This window comes from Mycobacterium sp. smrl_JER01, from assembly GCF_048513595.2.
Taxonomy (GTDB): domain Bacteria; phylum Actinomycetota; class Actinomycetes; order Mycobacteriales; family Mycobacteriaceae; genus Mycobacterium.
Map to the genome: position 1 here is coordinate 2,620,792 of NZ_JBLXXK020000001.1, position 17,048 is coordinate 2,637,839.

At 68.3% G+C, this 17,048-nt stretch carries 12 protein-coding genes; 8 read left to right on the forward strand and 4 right to left on the reverse strand.

Annotated elements, in window-relative coordinates:
* Positions 1-22: 22 nt before the first annotated feature.
* On the reverse strand, positions 23-1,513 hold the full coding sequence (locus ACNUDN_RS12465) for an FGGY-family carbohydrate kinase (protein ID WP_419122233.1): 1,491 nt from the start codon (positions 1,511-1,513) through the stop codon (positions 23-25).
* Positions 1,510-2,328, reverse strand: a complete 819-nt coding sequence (locus ACNUDN_RS12470; protein WP_419125132.1) for a DeoR/GlpR family DNA-binding transcription regulator — start codon at positions 2,326-2,328, stop codon at positions 1,510-1,512. Before ACNUDN_RS12470 ends, ACNUDN_RS12465 begins: the two co-directional genes overlap by 4 nt.
* 235 nt (positions 2,329-2,563) lie before the next feature.
* Between ACNUDN_RS12470 and ACNUDN_RS12475 the strand changes: the two genes are divergently transcribed.
* From ACNUDN_RS12475 to ACNUDN_RS12490, 4 genes are read left to right on the forward strand one after another with little or no spacing between them, the layout of a single operon-like run.
* Positions 2,564-5,989 carry a transglutaminase family protein gene (locus ACNUDN_RS12475; RefSeq protein WP_419122234.1) on the forward strand — a complete coding sequence of 1,142 codons (3,426 nt, stop codon included), beginning with the start codon at positions 2,564-2,566 and terminating at the stop codon, positions 5,987-5,989.
* Entirely contained in the window at positions 5,989-8,652 is a 2,664-nt protein-coding gene (locus tag ACNUDN_RS12480) for a circularly permuted type 2 ATP-grasp protein (RefSeq protein ID WP_419122235.1), read from the forward strand. Before ACNUDN_RS12475 ends, ACNUDN_RS12480 begins: the two co-directional genes overlap by 1 nt.
* Positions 8,649-9,581, forward strand: a complete 933-nt coding sequence (locus ACNUDN_RS12485; protein ID WP_419122236.1) for a transglutaminase family protein — start codon at positions 8,649-8,651, stop codon at positions 9,579-9,581. The genes ACNUDN_RS12480 and ACNUDN_RS12485 overlap by 4 nt, the downstream gene beginning before the upstream one ends.
* Positions 9,574-10,659, forward strand: a complete 1,086-nt coding sequence (locus ACNUDN_RS12490) for a zinc-binding metallopeptidase family protein (protein WP_419122237.1) — start codon at positions 9,574-9,576, stop codon at positions 10,657-10,659. Before ACNUDN_RS12485 ends, ACNUDN_RS12490 begins: the two co-directional genes overlap by 8 nt.
* On the opposite strand, the gene ACNUDN_RS12495 is transcribed toward ACNUDN_RS12490, so the two are convergent.
* Positions 10,656-13,208, reverse strand: coding sequence for a PEP/pyruvate-binding domain-containing protein (locus ACNUDN_RS12495; protein ID WP_419122238.1), 2,553 nt, complete (start codon positions 13,206-13,208; stop codon positions 10,656-10,658). The genes ACNUDN_RS12490 and ACNUDN_RS12495 overlap by 4 nt on opposite strands.
* Positions 13,209-13,465: 257 nt before the next feature.
* Between ACNUDN_RS12495 and ACNUDN_RS12500 the strand changes: the two genes are divergently transcribed.
* The 4 genes from ACNUDN_RS12500 to ACNUDN_RS12515 all read left to right on the forward strand — a co-directional run bounded on the left by ACNUDN_RS12500 (position 13,466) and on the right by ACNUDN_RS12515 (position 16,625).
* Positions 13,466-14,305: a DUF3097 domain-containing protein gene (locus ACNUDN_RS12500; protein ID WP_419122239.1), complete on the forward strand. Its 840-nt coding sequence runs from the start codon at positions 13,466-13,468 to the stop codon at positions 14,303-14,305.
* A gap of 9 nt (positions 14,306-14,314) precedes the next feature.
* Entirely contained in the window at positions 14,315-15,655 is a 1,341-nt protein-coding gene (locus ACNUDN_RS12505) for a replication-associated recombination protein A (protein WP_419122240.1), read from the forward strand.
* A gap of 173 nt (positions 15,656-15,828) precedes the next feature.
* Positions 15,829-16,149, forward strand: coding sequence for an ArsR/SmtB family transcription factor (locus ACNUDN_RS12510; RefSeq protein ID WP_419125133.1), 321 nt, complete (start codon positions 15,829-15,831; stop codon positions 16,147-16,149).
* A complete protein-coding gene (locus tag ACNUDN_RS12515) occupies positions 16,146-16,625 on the forward strand; it encodes an SRPBCC domain-containing protein (protein WP_419122241.1) in 480 nt (159 codons plus the stop codon). The genes ACNUDN_RS12510 and ACNUDN_RS12515 overlap by 4 nt, the downstream gene beginning before the upstream one ends.
* 77 nt (positions 16,626-16,702) lie before the next feature.
* Here ACNUDN_RS12515 and ACNUDN_RS12520 read toward each other — a convergent pair whose 3' ends face one another.
* Entirely contained in the window at positions 16,703-17,011 is a 309-nt protein-coding gene (locus ACNUDN_RS12520) for a GlsB/YeaQ/YmgE family stress response membrane protein (RefSeq protein WP_419122242.1), read from the reverse strand.
* Between the last annotated feature and the right edge of the window lie 37 nt (positions 17,012-17,048).

Sequence of the window (17,048 nt, forward strand, 5' to 3'; positions counted from 1 at the left end):
CAGAGTGATCCTTTCGTGTCGTTCAACGGGTGGCTCGGGCTATCTGGTGGGAGATCGGTGTCATCGAGGTGCCGAGTTCGCGCCAGGTGGCGTAGGCGGCGTCGTAGACGGCGCGACGGTCCTGGTCGGGAACGAAGGGTGCGTCCAGGGTGATGTAGCGCTGCGCATCGGACCAGTCGTCCAGGGCGCCGATTCCGATCGCGGCGATCACCGCCGCGCCGAGCGAGGCACCGGGGTGGCCACTGACGGGATGCATCTCATGACCCAGTACGTCGGCGTGAATCTGTTTCCACAGCGTGGATTTGGAGCCCCCGTTGGTGATCATGACCCGACGCAACGGGATGCCGATATCGGCGAACACGTCGACATGGTGTCGGAACCCGAACGCGATCGCCTCCAGCACCGACCGGTACAGGTCCGCCCTGGTGTGCCCGAGGTGCATTCCGGCGAAGACCCCGCGCAGGTCCGGGTCGTGGATCGGGCTCTTCTCACCGAGGAAGTACGGCAAGCACAGCACCTCGGCAGGGGATCGGGGGGCGGCCTCGTCGTCGAGCGCGGTGAGTTCGACCCGCTGCCCACCGCCGACCAGGGTCTGGAACCACCGGATCAGGCTGCCGCTGGTGGCCATGCAGCCGTTGGGCAACCAGCGGCCGGGAACCGGGTGGGCGTCCAGATACAGTCGCTCGTCGACGATCTGTGTGTCGCTGGCGACCAGGATGTCCCCTGCGCCACCGAGTTTGACCAGTGCGTCGCCGGCATTGTTGACACCGGCGGCATACGCCGACAGGACATGGTCGGCGCCGCCGGCCACCAGCGCGGTGCCGGGCCGCAGCCCGGTCTCCTCGGCGGCGCGGGGACTGAGTTCGCCGACCCTGCTGCCGGGACGCACCACCGGGGCGAGGGTGGCGGGGTCGAGTCCCGCGCCGCGCACCACCACATCGGCGACGTCGCCGTCGATGGTGAACAACCCCGATTCCAGTGCCCAGTTCTGTTCGACGTGGATCGGGGCGCCCAGCGCCGTCAGCATCCAGTCGTAGGAGCCGATCCAGTGTGCGGTGCGGCGGTAGACGTCGGGTTCGTGCTCGCGCAGCCATGCGATGGTGGGTGCCACCGACTGCTGGGTCAGTGCCGATCCGGTCAGCGCCACCAGGTCGATCGCCGACAACGCGCCTGCCAGGTCGGCGACCTCGCGATGGGCCCGGGCGTCGTTCTGGAGTATCGCGCGCCGCAACGGTTTTCCCGATGCGTCGACGGGGATGACGGCAGGCACCATGCCCGACGTCGCAAGCGCGCCGACGAGTTCGGGAGCCACGCCGGAGGTGGTCAGCACCTCACGGACGGACTCGACCACGTTGCGGTACCACTGTCCCGTTTCGGCCTCGGCGTAACCCGGCGCCGGTGAGTGCAGTGCGGTCTCCCGTGTTGCCGTCGCAACCAGCCCGCCCGCGGTGTCGAGCAGGACCGTCTTGGTGCCGGTGGTCCCGATGTCCACCCCCACGGTGTACCGGCTCATCGCGCACCCGCAGCAGCTTCGGTGGACGGATCAGCCTGTCCGGCAACGCAGATGACCTCGACCCCGGCGCCGCGCGCCGCGACCAGCGCCGGGTGCTCGGGTGGACCGTCGCTGACCAGGATCTGGATCTGGGACAGCGCGGCGATGCTGACGAAGGTCACCCGGCCGAGCTTGCTTCGGTCGGCGGCAACGATCACCCGGTCGGCGCGCCGGCTCGCGGCCCGCTTCACCCGGCTTTCGGCCTGGTGATAATCGGAGATGCCGCGGTCGCTGTCGATACCCGCGACACCCATCACGTAGGTGTCGCAGTTGTAGTTGGCCAACGTGTCCTCGGCATTGGGGCCGATCAGGCTCAATTCCCCGGCCCGCAGCTGTCCACCGGTGAGCACGACGGTGGTATCCGGTTCGTCGACCAGCGCCAGCGCGGCGAGCACACTCGGCGTCACGACGGTCAGGCCCAACCCGCGGCCTTTGAGCGAGTTGGCCACCGCCAGCGCGGTGCTGCCGGAGTCCAGGATCAAGGTCTCGTTGACCCCGATCAGGTCGGCCACCACATCGGCGATGTGGATCTTCTCCTGCGCCGCGTCGGCCATTCGGGTGGCGAACGAGGGCTCGGTGTCCTTGCCCTGGACCGCGATGGCACCGCCGACCACCCGACGCACCACCCCGAGGATCTCCAGCGCCTCGACGTCGCGCCGGATTGTCATCTCGGAGACGTCGAACTCCGCCGCCAGCTCGGCGTAGTTGATCTCCCGGGCCGAGCGCACGCGTTGCTCGATCCGCTCCCGGCGGGCCTTCACATCCACGGTCACCAACGCTTCCGTCTGTTGAAATTTCACAGAGGTATCGCAACTATTGCCTGATTCGACGGGGCATCACCCCGGCGTTCTGTGAATCTATAACACCGAGGTGTGGAGTGACCACATTTAGCCGCCATTTATTCAATCCGGGTCCATCCGCGGTCAATCCCAGCGGTCCCTGCCGGCCCCAGCGGCGTGCGGCGCCGACGCAGCCTGCGTCGCGCACTCCGGTGTGGTGGGATCTAGCGCTATGGGGATCAAGGTGGCGCTGGAGCATCGCACCAGCTACACGTTCGACCGGCTTGTCGAGGTGCATCCGCACGTGGTTCGGCTGCGCCCCGCGCCGCACTCCCGTACCCCGATCGATGCCTATTCGCTCCGGGTCGAACCCGCGGACCACTTTGTGAACTGGCAGCAGGACGCCTTCGGCAACTTCCTGGCGCGGTTGGTGTTCCCCTCTCGGACCCGCAGCTTGACCATCACCGTGGGACTGATCGCCGACCTCAAGGTCGTCAACCCGTTCGACTTCTTCATCGAGGACTACGCCGAGCGTTGGCCCGGTCCGGCGGGGTTCGTCTACCCGCGCTCGCTGGCCGAGGACCTCAAGCCCTACCTGCGCCCCGTCGACGAGTCCGGACAGGGATCCGGCCCCGGCGACCTCGCCGAGGCCTGGGTGAAGAACTTCGCCGTCGCCGCCGGTACCCGCACCATCGACTTCCTCGTCGCGCTGAACCGCGCGGTCAACGCCGACGTGGGTTATTCGGTGCGGATGGAACCGGGCGTGCAGACCCCGGATGTCACACTGCGCACCGGGATCGGCTCCTGCCGGGACTCGGCCTGGTTGCTGGTGTCGATATTGCGTCAGCTCGGTCTGGCCGCGCGGTTCGTGTCGGGCTACCTGGTGCAGCTGACCTCCGACGTCGAAGCGCTCGACGGGCCGTCCGGGCCCGCCGCCGACTTCACCGACCTGCACGCCTGGACCGAGGTCTACATTCCCGGTGCCGGCTGGATCGGGATGGACCCGACGTCGGGGCTGTTCGCCGGGGAAGGCCACATTCCGCTCTCGGCCACTCCGCACCCCGAGTCGGCGGCGCCGATCACCGGCGCCACCGAACCCTGCGAGACCACACTGGAATTCAGCAACGTCGTCACCCGCGTGCACGAAGATCCGCGGGTGACGCTGCCCTACACCGAACAGTCGTGGGCGGCGATCAACGCGCTGGGCGGCCGGGTGGATGACCGCTTGGCGGCCGGGGATGTGCGGCTGACGATGGGCGGTGAACCGACCTTCGTGTCGATCGACAACCAGGTCGACCCTGAGTGGACCACTGACGCCGACGGCCCCCACAAACGCGAGCGGGCCTCGGTGCTGGCGGCGCGATTGAAGAAGGTGTGGGCACCACAGGGTCTGGTGCAGCGCAGCCAAGGTAAGTGGTACCCGGGAGAGCCGTTGCCCCGCTGGCAGATCGGGCTGTTCTGGCGCACCGACGGGGAACCGCTGTGGACGGACGCCACGCTGCTGGCCGACCCCTGGCAACAGGAACCCCGCGATCGCACACCGACGCCCGACGCAGCGCGTCGACTGCTCGCGGCGATCGCCCAAAGTCTCGGACTGCCCGCCGGACAGGTCCGTCCGGCCTACGAGGACGCACTGGCGCGGCTGGCCGGTGCGGTGCGGCAACCCGACGGGCTCCCGGTCGCGGCCGAGGAAGACCTGGCCCACGACACACCGCAGGCCCGGGCGCAGCTGCTGACCCGGCTCGACGCGTCCGTCGCCGAACCGGCGGCGTACGTGCTGCCGCTGCATCGCCACGCCGACGAGACGGGGTGGGCGAGCGCGGACTGGAAGCTGCGGCGCGGCCGGATCGTGCTGCTCGACGGTGACTCACCGGCCGGATTACGGCTGCCCCTGGACTCCATCAGCTGGAACCCGCCACCACCGGTCATGGAATCCGACCCGACCCGACCCAGGGGGAGACTGGGCGGGGTCGCGGACGCACCGCCGGTGGGGACCGCGACCGTCGAACACGCCGACGGGGTGCCCACCACCGCGCTCGTGGGCGAGATCCGAGACGGCCTGCTCTATGTGTTCCTGCCGCCCATCGAAGAATTGGAGCATTTCGTCGACCTGATCCAACGGATCGAGACCGCGGCCGCCGCGATCGACACCCCGGTGGTGATCGAGGGCTACGGCCCACCGGCGGACCCACGGCTCACATCGACGACGATCACCCCCGACCCCGGCGTCATCGAGGTCAACGTGGCCCCGACCGCCAGCTTCGCCGAGCAGCGCCGCCAACTGGAGACGCTCTACGCCGAAGCGCGGCTGGCCCGGCTGGCTACCGAACAGTTCGACGTGGACGGCTCACACGGTGGCACCGGTGGTGGCAACCACATCACCCTCGGGGGCATCACGCCTGCCGATTCACCGCTGCTGCGGCGTCCCGACCTGCTGGTCTCCCTGCTCACGTACTGGCAGCGGCACCCGTCGCTGTCCTATTTGTTCGCCGGCCGGTTCATCGGCACCACCTCACAGGCCCCGCGAGTCGACGAAGGACGCCCCGAAGCGCTCTACGAACTTGAGATCGCGTTCGCCGAGATCGCGCGGCTCACGGCAGAAGCAAGCTCCGCTGCCGATGATGGTCGCTCCGCAAGCTCCGCTGCCGATCATGGTCGCTCCGCAAGCTCCGCTGCCGATCATGGTCGCTCCGCAAGCTCCGCTCCGTGGCTCCCGGACCGAGCTCTGCGGCATCTGCTCACCGACATCACCGGCAACACCCACCGCGCGGAGTTCTGCATCGACAAGCTCTACAGCCCGGACAGCGCGCGGGGTCGGCTCGGTCTGCTCGAACTGCGCGGTTTCGAAATGCCCCCGCACCCCCAGATGGCGATGGTGCAGTCACTGCTGGTGCGCTCGCTGGTGGCCTGGTTCTGGGACGAGCCGCTGCGGGCGCCGCTGATCCGCCACGGCGCCAATCTGCACGGCCGTTACCTGTTGCCGCACTTCATCATTCACGACATCGCCGAGGTGGCCGCCGACCTGCGAGCCCACGGGATCGAGTTCGACACCAGTTGGCTGGACCCGTTCACCGAGTTTCGGTTTCCCCGCATCGGCACCGCTGTGCTCGGTGGTGTGGAGATCGAGCTGCGCGAAGCCATCGAACCATGGAACGTGCTGGGGGAGGAGGCGACCGCAACCGGAACCGCGCGGTACGTCGACTCCTCCGTCGAACGTCTGCAGGTGCGATTGATCGGGGCGGACCGGCAGCGTCATATCGTCACGGTCAACGGGCACCCGATACCGCTGCTGGCCACCGACAACCCCGACGTCCAGGTCGGCGGCGTGCGGTACCGAGCATGGCAACCACCCAGCGCGCTACATCCGACCATCACCGTGGACGGACCGCTGCGCTTCGAGCTCATCGACGCAGCCAGTGGGGTTTCCCGCGGTGGGTGCACCTACCACGTGTCGCACCCCGGGGGGCGCGCCTACGACAGTCCTCCGGTCAACGCGGTGGAGGCCGAGTCGCGTCGCGGCCGGCGCTTCGAGGCCAGCGGGTTCACCCCCGGCAAGGTCGACCTCGCCGCGCTGAGGGAGAAGCAGGCGCGCCAGTCGACCGATGTGGGCGCGCCGGGCATCCTCGATCTGCGGCGAGTGCGTACCGTTCTGCAGTAATGGCCTATCCCGCACCGTCACCGACACCCCACCCGGGTGCCGGACCGATCGACGTCGACAACCCGCTGGCTCCCTACGCCACCATGCGGGCGCAGCAGGCGTTGTTCGACGTGCGCCCGCGGTTCAGCGGACCGGCGCCAGGCTACGACGAGTTCGTCGACGAGGCGGGCGAAGTGCGGCCGGCGTGGCGCGAGCTCGCCGACTGCGTCCAGGACCGTGGCCGCGCGGGTCTCGATCGGCTGAGAGATGTAGTCCGCGATCTGGTCGACAACGACGGCATCACCTACGTCCACCTCGAACACCCCGCCGACGGGGTCACCGCAGGCGACGGGGGCGCAGTGCCCGGGCCGTGGCGTCTGGACGCGCTGCCCCTGGTGATCTCCGCATCCGACTGGGACCGGCTGGAGGCGGGTCTGGTGCAGCGATCGCGGCTGCTCGACGCCATACTGACCGACGTCTACGGGGAGCGGCGCTCGATCACCAGCGGTGTGCTGCCGCCCGAGCTGCTGTTCGCCCACCCCGGATATGTGCGCGCCGCCCGCGGAATCGACGTGCCCGGCCGCCACCAGTTGTTCCTGCACGGCTGCGATGTCAGCCGGAACCCGTCCGGCGAATTCGTCGTCAACGCCGACTGGACTCAGGCACCGTCCGGTGCCGGATACGCGTTGGCCGACCGGCGAGTCATCACCCACGCCGTCCCGGAGCTCTACGAGCAGATCGCCCCGCGACCCGCCTCGCCCTGGGCGCAGGCGCTTCGGCTGGCGCTGGTCGACGCCGCACCGGAATCCGCCGAGGAGCCGGTCGTGGTGGTGCTGAGCCCGGGTATTCACTCCGAGACGGCCTTCGACCAGGCTTATCTGGCGAGCGTGCTCGGCCTTCCGCTGGTCGAGAGCGTCGATTTGGTGGTGCGCGACGGGAAGCTGTGGATGCGTTCGATGGGCACGCTGCAGCGCGTCGACGTGGTGCTGCGCCGAGTCGACGCCGATTACGCCGACCCGCTCGATCTGCGGCCGGATTCCCGGCTCGGTGTGGTCGGGTTGGTGGAGGTGCTGCGCCGTGGTGCGGTAACCGTGGTCAACACCCTGGGCAGCGGGGTGCTGGAAAGTCCCGGCCTGCTGCGGTTCCTGCCCGAGCTGGCAGAGAAGTTGCTCGGCGAGACACCGCTGCTGGCGACCGCTCCGTTGTACTGGGCCGGTATCGACGTCGAACGGTCGCATGTGCTCGCCAACCTGTCCTCGCTGCTGCTTAAGCCTGTCGATGGCGGGGAAACCATCGTCGGACCGGAATTATCAGCCGCGCAGCGTGATTCGTTGGCGGCCAGGATCAGCGCCACTCCGTGGCAATGGATCGGTCAGGAGCTTCCCCAGTTCTCCTCGGCGCCCGCGGATTTCCTTCCCGCCGGGCTGTCCTCGTCGAGCGTCGGCATGCGGTTGTTCACCGTCGCCCAAAGCGGTGGCTACGCGCCGATGATCGGTGGCCTGGGTTATCTGGTCCCCCCCGATGCCAACGCCTACCGACTCAAATCAGTTGCAGCAAAAGATATCTGGGTGCGCACACCCAGCCGGGTCACGGTTGAGGCGGTTCCGAGCCTACCCGCACTGGCCACTTCGAGTCCGACGCAGGAAGTCAGCTCCCCACGCGTGCTGTCCGATCTGTTCTGGATCGGCCGCTACGCCGAGCGTTCCGAACACATGGCCCGGCTGCTCACCGTCACCCGCGAGCGCTATCACGAGTACCGGTACCGCCGGACGATGGACGGCAGCGAGTGCGTCCCGGTGCTGCTCACCGCACTGGGTGCCATCACCGGCACCGACACCGGCGCCGGCGGTGACTACGCCGAGATGGTGGCCACCGCGCCCACCACCTTGTGGGCGTTGACCGCCGATCGGCACCGTCCCGGATCGCTGGCGCAATCGGTGGAGCGGCTGGGCCTTGCGGCGCGGGCAGTTCGTGATCAGATGTCCAACGACACCTGGATGGTGCTGTCCGCCCTCGAACGTGCGCTCCTCAACGCTCCCGACACACCGCCGGATTCCAAGGCCGAGGGGGACGCGTTCCTGTCCTCGACCAGCACCCTGACGTTGGCAGGGATGCTGGCGCTGTCCGGCGTCGTCGCCGAGTCCATGGTGCACGACGTCGGCTGGACGATGATGGACATCGGCAAACGCATCGAGCGGGCGCTCGCGCTGACCGCGCTGCTGCGCGCCACCATGACCACGGTCCGGACGCCGGGAGCCGAGCAGACGATCACCGAGTCGACTTTGGTCGTCTGTGAGTCCCTGGTCATCTACCGCCGCCGCAACCCGGGCGCGATCAGTGTGGCCGGTGTCGCGGAGCTGGTGCTCTTCGACATGGGCAACCCCCGCTCGCTGGTCTATCAGCTCGAGCGCTTGCGCGGCCATCTGCGATCGCTGCCCGGGGCCTCGGGTTCGTCGCGACCTGAGCGGATGGTCGACGAGATCGCGGCTCGGCTGCGCCGGATCGAGCCCGACGAGTTGGAGCAGGTCAGCGCCGAGGGCAGGCGTGCCGACTTCGCCGCCCTGCTGTCCGGAATCCACCATGACCTACGTGAACTGTCCAGTGTGATCACCGCGATCCACCTGGCGCTGCCCGGCGACATCCAGCCGCTGTGGGGGCCCGACGAGCGCCGGGTGCTCCCGTGACGGCCTTCGGCGACGGGCCGACCCCCACCGGTGCCGGGCGGTGTTATCAGATCACCCACCGCACCGAGTATCGGTACTCCGACGTGGTCACCAGCTCCTATGGCCGCGGGTTTCTCACCCCGCGCGACTCGGCCCGTCAACGCTGCCTGTCCCACGAGCTCGTCCTGGACCCGGAGGCCGCCGACAGTTCGACCAGCCGGGACGGCTGGGGCAACATCAGCTCCTACTTCCACGTCACCCGCCCCCATCGCACGCTGACCATCACCAGCCGATCGGTCGTCGAAGTGGATCCGCCCCCGCCGGATCTGTATGACGGACCCTCGGCTCGGGCGCCGTGGGAGATCGCCCGGCCGGTAGGCGCCGACGGGGCATTGGCCTGCGAGTTCACCCTGGATCTGCGGCCGCCGGAGATCACCGACGAGATCCGGGCATATGCGGCGCCGAGTTTCGCCGCGGGGCGTCCGCTGATCGACGTGTTGCGGGAGCTGACCGAGCGCATCTACCGCGACTTCACCTACCGGTCCGGCTCGACGACGGTATCCACCCAGGTCGGTGAGGTTTTGGCAGCCCGGGAAGGGGTATGTCAGGACTTCGCGCGGCTCGCGATCGCCTGCCTGCGCGCCAACGGTCTGGCCGCCAGCTATGTCTCTGGATATCTGGCCACCGACCCTCCGCCGGGGAAGGAACGCATGGTGGGAGTCGATGCGACACACGCGTGGGCATCGGTGTGGACACCGCAGAATCTGTGGCTCGGGCTCGATCCGACCAACAATCAGATGGTCGACGAGCGATACGTGACCGTGGGTTTCGGCCGTGACTACGCCGACGTCCCTCCGCTGCGGGGCATCATCTACACCGATTCGGAAAGCAGCGTGATCGACGTCTCCGTCGACGTCGCGCCGTACGAAGGGGGGCTGCTGCATGCGTGACTTCACCTGCCCGAACTGCGGACAGCGGTTGGCGTTCGAGAACTCCGTCTGTCTCAACTGCCATAGCGCCCTGGGATTCTCGCTCGCCGATATGGCGTTGCTGGTGATCGCTCCCCCCGAGGAGAGCGAACACGCCGGTGCAGTCGACGAAAGCCAGTTCCAGCTCTGTGCCAATCTGCACCTGGCCGAATGCAACTGGCTGGTCGAGAAGGGGCCGATCGCCAAGTTGTGCGTGTCGTGTGCGCTGACCCGCACCCGACCCAATGACGCCGACACGGTGGCGCTCGCCGCGTTCGCCTCCGCCGAGAGGGCAAAGCGCCGCCTGATCGCCGAACTGCACGAGCTGAATCTCCCGATCGTCGGACGCGACGTCGACCCGCAGTTCGGCCTGGCCTTCGATCTGTTGTCCAGTCAGTTCGAGAAGGTGTTCACCGGCCACGAAAACGGGGTGATCACCCTGGATCTCGCCGAGGGTGACGATGTCCACCGCGAGCAACTGCGGATCTCGATGGACGAACCCTACCGGACCCTGCTCGGACACTTCCGGCACGAGATCGGCCATTACTACCAGTACCGGCTGATCGGGACGTCGCAGGCCTACCTCCAGCGATACCACGAGTTGTTCGGCGATCCGGAGGCCGACTATCAGGCCGCGCTGGACCGCCACTACAGCGAGGGCGCACCGGTGAATTGGGAAGACGACTACGTGTCCTCCTACGCCACCATGCACCCTGCCGAGGACTGGGCCGAGACCTTCGCGCACTATCTGCACATCCGCGACACCCTGGATACCGCGGCGGCGTTCGGGTTCGCTCCGGCTACTGCCACCTACGATCGAAGAATGTTGGGGCCCAGTGGCTTCGACACCCTCATCGACCTGTGGCTGCCGTTGGCGTGGGCGCTCAACATGGTCAACCGGTCGATGGGCAAGGACGACCTCTACCCGTTCGTGCTCCCGCCGCCGGTGCTGGAGAAGATGCGCTTCATCCACACCGTGATCGACGAGGTCACGTCCAACCCGGCCAAGCTCGCCGAAGCCGGGGCGCCGGTCGAGGATCAGGGCAAACAACTCGCTTAGCCCGGGCCGAGCAGTGTGACCGACCCGGTGGTGCCGTCGACGCGTACCCGCCGGCCGGTGCGCAGATGGGTGATGGCGTTCTCGATCCCGGCCACTGCCGGTATCCCGTATTCGCGTGCCACCAGCGCACCATGTGACATCACGCCGCCGACCTCCATCACCAGCGCCCCGGCAAGCAGGAACAAGGGCGTCCAGCCGGGGTCGGTGCTGGCGGCGACGAGCACCTCGCCGGGCTGCAGTCGGGCGCCCACCGGGGAGTGCAACACCCGTACCGTCCCCTCGCAGACCCCGGGGGACAACGGGGTGCCGTGCAAGGCGCCGGCCGGCTCGATGGCGGACGTGGTGGCCGATCCGTAGACCACCTCGCCCTCACTGGTCAGCACGCGCGGGATCTGCCGGCGGCGCAACTCGCGCCGAAACGAACGCCGGTTGTCCGCGGCACATGCCCGCAGGTTGCGGGACCGGTCGGCCAGCGCCGCGCGCACATCGGCCCCCGCGAGGAAGAAGATGTCGTCGGCCTCGCCGAGCAGACCCCGCGAGACCAAGGTGTCACCGCAGCGTCTCAGCGTGCGTCGTCCCAGAGCCATTGCCCGCACCATGTCGAATTTGGGCCGCTCGCGCAGGCCGCCGAGGGCGAGGTGGCGCGCCAACAGGTTTCGCAGCACGGCGGCCCGCAGCGGTCCGCGTCGGCGACGCACGTCGGCGATCAGTTCGTCGGAGGCCGCCCGCGCCTCCGCGGCGCCGGCGGCGAAGGAGTCCCACGCGCCCGAGCGCAGATATCCGTTGATGACCTCCACCACGTAGGTCGGATCCTCGGCCAGCCGGGGCAGCCCTAGGTCGACCTCGCGATCCGGCGCGCGATGTCCGAACGCGGTGAGGAACTCCGCCACACCGGGGCTGTCGGCCGTCGGTTCACGACCCGCGGCGGCGTGCTCGCGGGCCAGCCGGGCAAGCTCGGCCCCCATCGCGATGGTCGGGTCGTGCGGTAACCACCTGAGCACCGGCGCGAATCCAGCCGACGAACCGAGCCAACGGTGCACCAGGCGTTCGATGACAACCCTCAGCAGCCATTCGCCGTACGCAGCGGACAGCTGGTGCAGCACCATGTCACACGTCGCCGCGGGCAGCAGGTGTTCCACGAAGTCCAGTTGGCCCACGGGCGAGGTGAGGGACGCGGCGTGCCGGTTCAGGCGTTCCAGGTCGGCTTCTGTGCGCTCGACGAGTCGGCGGCGTGCCCGGTTGGGCGCCGCAACCGCCGCGGCCGTCCCCGTCAGCAGGGACGGCACCAGGCGGATAAGACGCCGCGGAAGCGTTATCCCACGACGTGCGGGCTGGAGGCGATCGCCGTTCTGAGACAACCACATTCGCAATGCCGCGCTACCCGTGGGGTCCTTCATGCCGAAGCTCGAAATCACCCGCGCGGCCAACCGTGGCCGCGCAAGCACCGCGGTCACGTCCAGGAAGAGGCGGTCCGCCACGATCGGCATCGACCCGGAGAGGTCGTCGTTTGGGTCGGGCCGCTGCCCCGAAAGCCAGTACCGGAACCATCCGACGGTCATGGTGCGGAAGAAGGCGTTGCCGCTCGGGGTCATCGGCTCGGCCAGCCCCTGGGCGACCAGCATCACGGGTATGTACACCCGCAGCCCGGGTCCGTCGGCGGGTGGCACCGGGAACAACGAGGTGATCGGCCGGGACTGCAGCAACCAACAACGTCCGTCGTCGGCCACCGCCCATTCGACGTCCTGCGGGCATCCGAACACGGCACTGGCCTTTGCGCCGAGCGAGACCAGCTGCTCGAGCTGCTCGGAGGACAGCAAGGCGCGCGCGGGAGTGCAGACCGCGCGGCCGGTGGCAGCATCGAGAACCCAGCGCTCGGGCGTGACCTGGCCGCCGACCACCGCCTCGCCGAGCTCGGCCGCGGCCTCGATGACCCAGCGATCGCGCCGGCCAGAGAGCGGGTCGGCGGTGAACAGCACCCCAGCCGTGGCGGCCGGAACCATCGACTGCACGACGACGGCGATGGCGATGTCCTGCGGCGCCACACCGGTCGTGGTGTCCCGCCGATACGCAATCGCGCGGGCAGACCACAGCGAGGACCAGCATCGTCGGATTGCCTCGCAGAGGGCCTCTACGCCAACCACATTCAGCACAGTGTCCTGCTGTCCGGCGAAGCTGGCGTCCGGTAGATCCTCGGCGGTTGCCGAAGACCTGACAGCCATCGCTGAGGCGCCCAGCTCGTGGTGTGCAGCTGTCACCTGTGCGTGCAACGCAGCGGACAGCGGTGCCGATTCGCATGCCGCGCGGATGCGGGCAGACGCGGCATGGACAGCGTCGGGGTCCTCGCCCAGGTTGTCCAACTCGCGCCGGATCACCGTGTCGAGGCCGTGCGCGGTGACGAAGTCGCGGTACGCCTGAGTCGCCACCACGAAGCCCGCCGGTACCGGAATGCCGGCCTGCACCAACGCCGCGAGGTTCGCTCCCTTGCCTCCGGTTCGGTTGCGCTCCCTCGCCGCGGCCTCGGTCAGCCAGTAGATGACGGGCCCTGCCATGGCATGCGACGGTACCGACGCGCAGGCGAGCGCGGCAGGGCCATAAGGCTCTTCGTCGGTTCGCCCACCACACTTCGACCTGAAGCGGTGCGCACCCGCCCAAAGACCGGTCATGCCCCGATCCCGCCGCCGGTAGCTGAGCTCAACCGGCCGTTTTCCGTCGTCGGAGATCGGCCGGATGTGATCGTCGACGCCGGATAGGCAACACACGGGCTGGGGTCGCCCCGGAGCGGCTCCCCGCTCCCTACGATCACCCGGTGGCTGATCGCTATGGCGCCGACATACTGGCCGACAACCCCCACCGGGCGCGCAAACCGCGCTCCACCGAGCAGCAGATCGAGATCGGGATGGTCGTCGAGGACGCCCAGACCGGATTCGTCGGTGCGGTCGTGCGGGTCGAGTACGGCCGGATGGAACTCGAAGACCGCAACGGCCGTACCAAACCGTTCCCGGTCGGTCCCGGCTATCTGATCGACGGCAAGCCCGTCATCCTGACGCCACCGAAGAAGGCGGCGCCCAAGGCGCCGTCGCGCACGGCGTCCGGGTCCGTCGCGGTCGGGAATGCGCGCGCCCGGGTCGCGCTCGCCAGCCGCATATACGTGGAGGGCCGCCACGACGCCGAACTCGTCGAGCAGGTGTGGGGTGAGGATCTGCGCATCGAAGGTGTCGTGGTGGAGTACCTGGGTGGCGTCGACGACCTCGCTGCGATCGTCGCCGACTTCCGACCCGGTCCGGGCCGCCGGTTGGGTGTGCTGGTGGACCACCTGGTCGCCGGCTCCAAGGAGGCGCGGATCGCCGAAGCGGTGCGTCGCGGGCCCGGGGGGGAGCACACCTTGGTAGTCGGGCACCCGTACATCGATATCTGGGAGGCCGTGAAACCGGCACGACTCGGGATCCGCGAGTGGCCCGTCGTCCCGAAGGGTCAGGACTGGAAGCACGGCGTGTGCGCGGCGCTGGGTTGGCGCCATCGCAATCAGGCTGACATCGCCGCGGTCTGGCAGAAGATCCGCGGCCGGGTACGGGACTGGACCGATCTGGAACCGGAATTGATCGGGCGGGTGGAGGAGCTCATCGACTTCGTCACCGCACCCGTGTAAGCAGGGAACGTGTCCGACAGTCTGTTCGATGTGCCCGGGGAGTCCTCGGCGCGCGCCACAGGGCCGCCCGGCGCCCCCGCGGGGACGGCGTCGCCGCTGGCGGTGCGGATGCGGCCGGTGTCCCTCGACGAGGTCGTCGGCCAGGGACACCTGCTCAAGCCGAACTCGCCGCTTCGCCGCCTCGTCGAGGGGTCCGGTGCTGCATCGGTGATCCTCTACGGACCGCCTGGAACCGGTAAGACCACGCTGGCATCGATGATCTCGCAAGCCACCGGCAGGCGCTTCGAGGCGTTGTCCGCGTTGGCCGCGGGAGTCAAGGAGGTGCGGGCCGTCATAGAGAGCGCCCGGGTCGCGGCCATGCGTGGCGAGCAGACCGTGCTGTTCATCGACGAGGTGCACCGGTTTTCCAAAACGCAACAGGATGCGCTTCTGGCTGCGGTGGAGAACCGCGTGGTGCTGCTCGTCGCGGCGACCACCGAGAATCCGTCGTTCTCGGTGGTGGCACCACTGCTGAGCCGCTCGCTGATCCTGCAACTGCAACCCCTGGCCCCCGACGACATCGCCACGGTCATCAAGCGTGCCATCGAGGACCCGCGAGGACTGGGCGGGAAGGTGCCGGTCACCGACGAAGCCGTGGAACAGCTCGTCGCACTCTCGGCCGGCGATGCGCGCCGGGCGCTGACCGCGCTCGAAGTGGCCAGCGAAAGCGGCAACGAGGTGACCGTCGAGGTCGTCGAGCAGTCGCTGGACAAAGCGGCGGTGCGTTATGACCGTGACGGCGACCAGCACTATGACGTCGTCAGCGCGTTCATCAAGTCCATCCGCGGTTCCGACGTCGATGCCGCGCTGCACTACCTGGCCCGGATGCTGGTGGCGGGGGAGGACCCACGCTTTGTGGCCCGCCGGCTGATGATCCTGGCCAGTGAGGACATCGGGATGGCGGATCCGACCGCGCTGCCGACCGCGGTGGCCGCGGCGCAGACCGTGGCGCTGATCGGGATGCCGGAGGCGCAGCTGACTTTGGCGCACGCCACGGTGCACCTGGCGACTGCGCCCAAATCGAACGCCGTCACCACCGCGCTGGGCGCGGCGATGGCCGACATCCGCGCCGGTAAGGCAGGTCTGGTTCCTGCGCATCTACGCGACGGGCACTACTCCGGGGCCCAGCAGCTGGGCCACGCGGTCGGTTATCAGTACGCCCACGATCATCCGGGCGGTGTTGCCTCGCAACAGTATCCGCCCGATGAACTCGTCGGTGTCGGCTACTACCAGCCGACGAGTCACGGAGCAGAGCGGGAGATCTCGACCCGGGTGGAGAAGTTACGAGCGATCATCCGCCGCCGACGCTGACGCGCACACTGCCGGCCCGCGTCTTGACAGGCCATCGCGCCATGCTTACCTTATTAATCAACCATATGATTGATCAAAGAAAAGGTTGATTATTGGCCGGTGATGCGAACGACGGTGCTGAATTCGACGAGGGTGCTGAACTCGACGAGGCTGCTGAACTGGACCGGGCCTTCATGGCGCTGGCGGACCCGGTGCGCCGCGCCCTGGTGGCACGGCTGTCCCGGGGGCCGGCGACGGTCAATGAGTTGGCCGCGCCGTTCGCCATCACGAAACAGGCGGTGTCCAAACACATTCAGGTGCTTGAGCAGGCGGGCTTGGTCACCAGGACCCGCGACGCGCAGCGTCGACCCGTGCATCTGGATGCCGCCGCACTGGAAGCGCTGACCGGCTGGATCGACCGATACCGGTTGGACGCCGAACGAAACTACCGTCGGCTGGACGCCCTGCTGGGGGCGCATCCGGTCGACCAAACCCAGGAAGGAAAACCGACATGACCACCGGACTGACGTTGACCGCTCCCGTCGACACCCTCGCCATGGAGTTCACCCGCGAATTCGACGCGCCCGTGGGCGCGCTGTTCCGGGCCCACACTGATCCCGAACTCGTCAAGCAGTGGCTCGGACCGCACGGATTGGAGATGGACATCACCGAGTGGAACTGTGCCGACCACGGCGGCTACCGCTATACGCACCGAAACGAGCACGGCAGCTTCGGGTTCAACGGCACCTTCCACACTGTGCGAACCGATGAACTGATCATCCAGACCTTCGAATTCGAGGGCGCCCCGGGAATGGTGAACCTCGAATTCCTGTGGTTCGAGGATCTCGGTGGGGGCCGTTCGCGGCTGCGCGGACGCTCGATCTGTCCCACCACCGACGCCCGCGACGCGCTGCTGTCCTCGGGAATGGAGACAGGGATGAGCGAGGGTTACCAGAAGCTCGACACGCTGCTCAAGGACGTACGCCCGTGAGGACGCCAAACCGCAAAAGGTGATCCCGGCCGGTCGGGGGCCCGGCCGGGATCACCAAGGGTGCCGTCGCTGCACAATCAGCGCAGCAGACCCGAGCGTCGACGACCCAGGACACCCGTCCGGCGTCGGCCCATCAGTGCGGCCACCAGCGCCACGCCCGCGGCGGCGACGACGACCTGCACGACCAGCTCGAGCCAGTCCACTCCTGCTGTGGCCGTGGGGATTCCGATCGCACGGGCGAGCGCGGTGCCCACGAACGCCGACACGATGCCGACCAAGATGGTCAGTAGCATCCCGATCGGTTGCTTGCCGGGCAGCACCAGCCGGCCGAGTACGCCGATGACGGTGCCGACGAGGATTGCGGTGATGATGCCGGTGATGGTCATTTCTCTCCTCCAGGGATGGGCGGCTGCCGCAGAAGTA

Excerpts from the sequence above, each read along its gene's own strand:
- ACNUDN_RS12465 (WP_419122233.1), bottom strand. The coding sequence starts at position 1,513 with ATGAGCCGGTACACCGTGGGGGTGGACATCGGGACCACCGGCACCAAG.
- ACNUDN_RS12475 (WP_419122234.1), top strand. The coding sequence starts at position 2,564 with ATGGGGATCAAGGTGGCGCTGGAGCATCGCACCAGCTACACGTTCGAC.
- ACNUDN_RS12480 (WP_419122235.1), top strand. The coding sequence starts at position 5,989 with ATGGCCTATCCCGCACCGTCACCGACACCCCACCCGGGTGCCGGACCG.
- ACNUDN_RS12490 (WP_419122237.1), top strand. The coding sequence starts at position 9,574 with ATGCGTGACTTCACCTGCCCGAACTGCGGACAGCGGTTGGCGTTCGAG.
- ACNUDN_RS12495 (WP_419122238.1), bottom strand. The coding sequence starts at position 13,208 with ATGGCAGGGCCCGTCATCTACTGGCTGACCGAGGCCGCGGCGAGGGAG.
- ACNUDN_RS12510 (WP_419125133.1), top strand. The coding sequence starts at position 15,829 with ATGGCGCTGGCGGACCCGGTGCGCCGCGCCCTGGTGGCACGGCTGTCC.
- ACNUDN_RS12515 (WP_419122241.1), top strand. The coding sequence starts at position 16,146 with ATGACCACCGGACTGACGTTGACCGCTCCCGTCGACACCCTCGCCATG.
- ACNUDN_RS12520 (WP_419122242.1), bottom strand. The coding sequence starts at position 17,011 with ATGACCATCACCGGCATCATCACCGCAATCCTCGTCGGCACCGTCATC.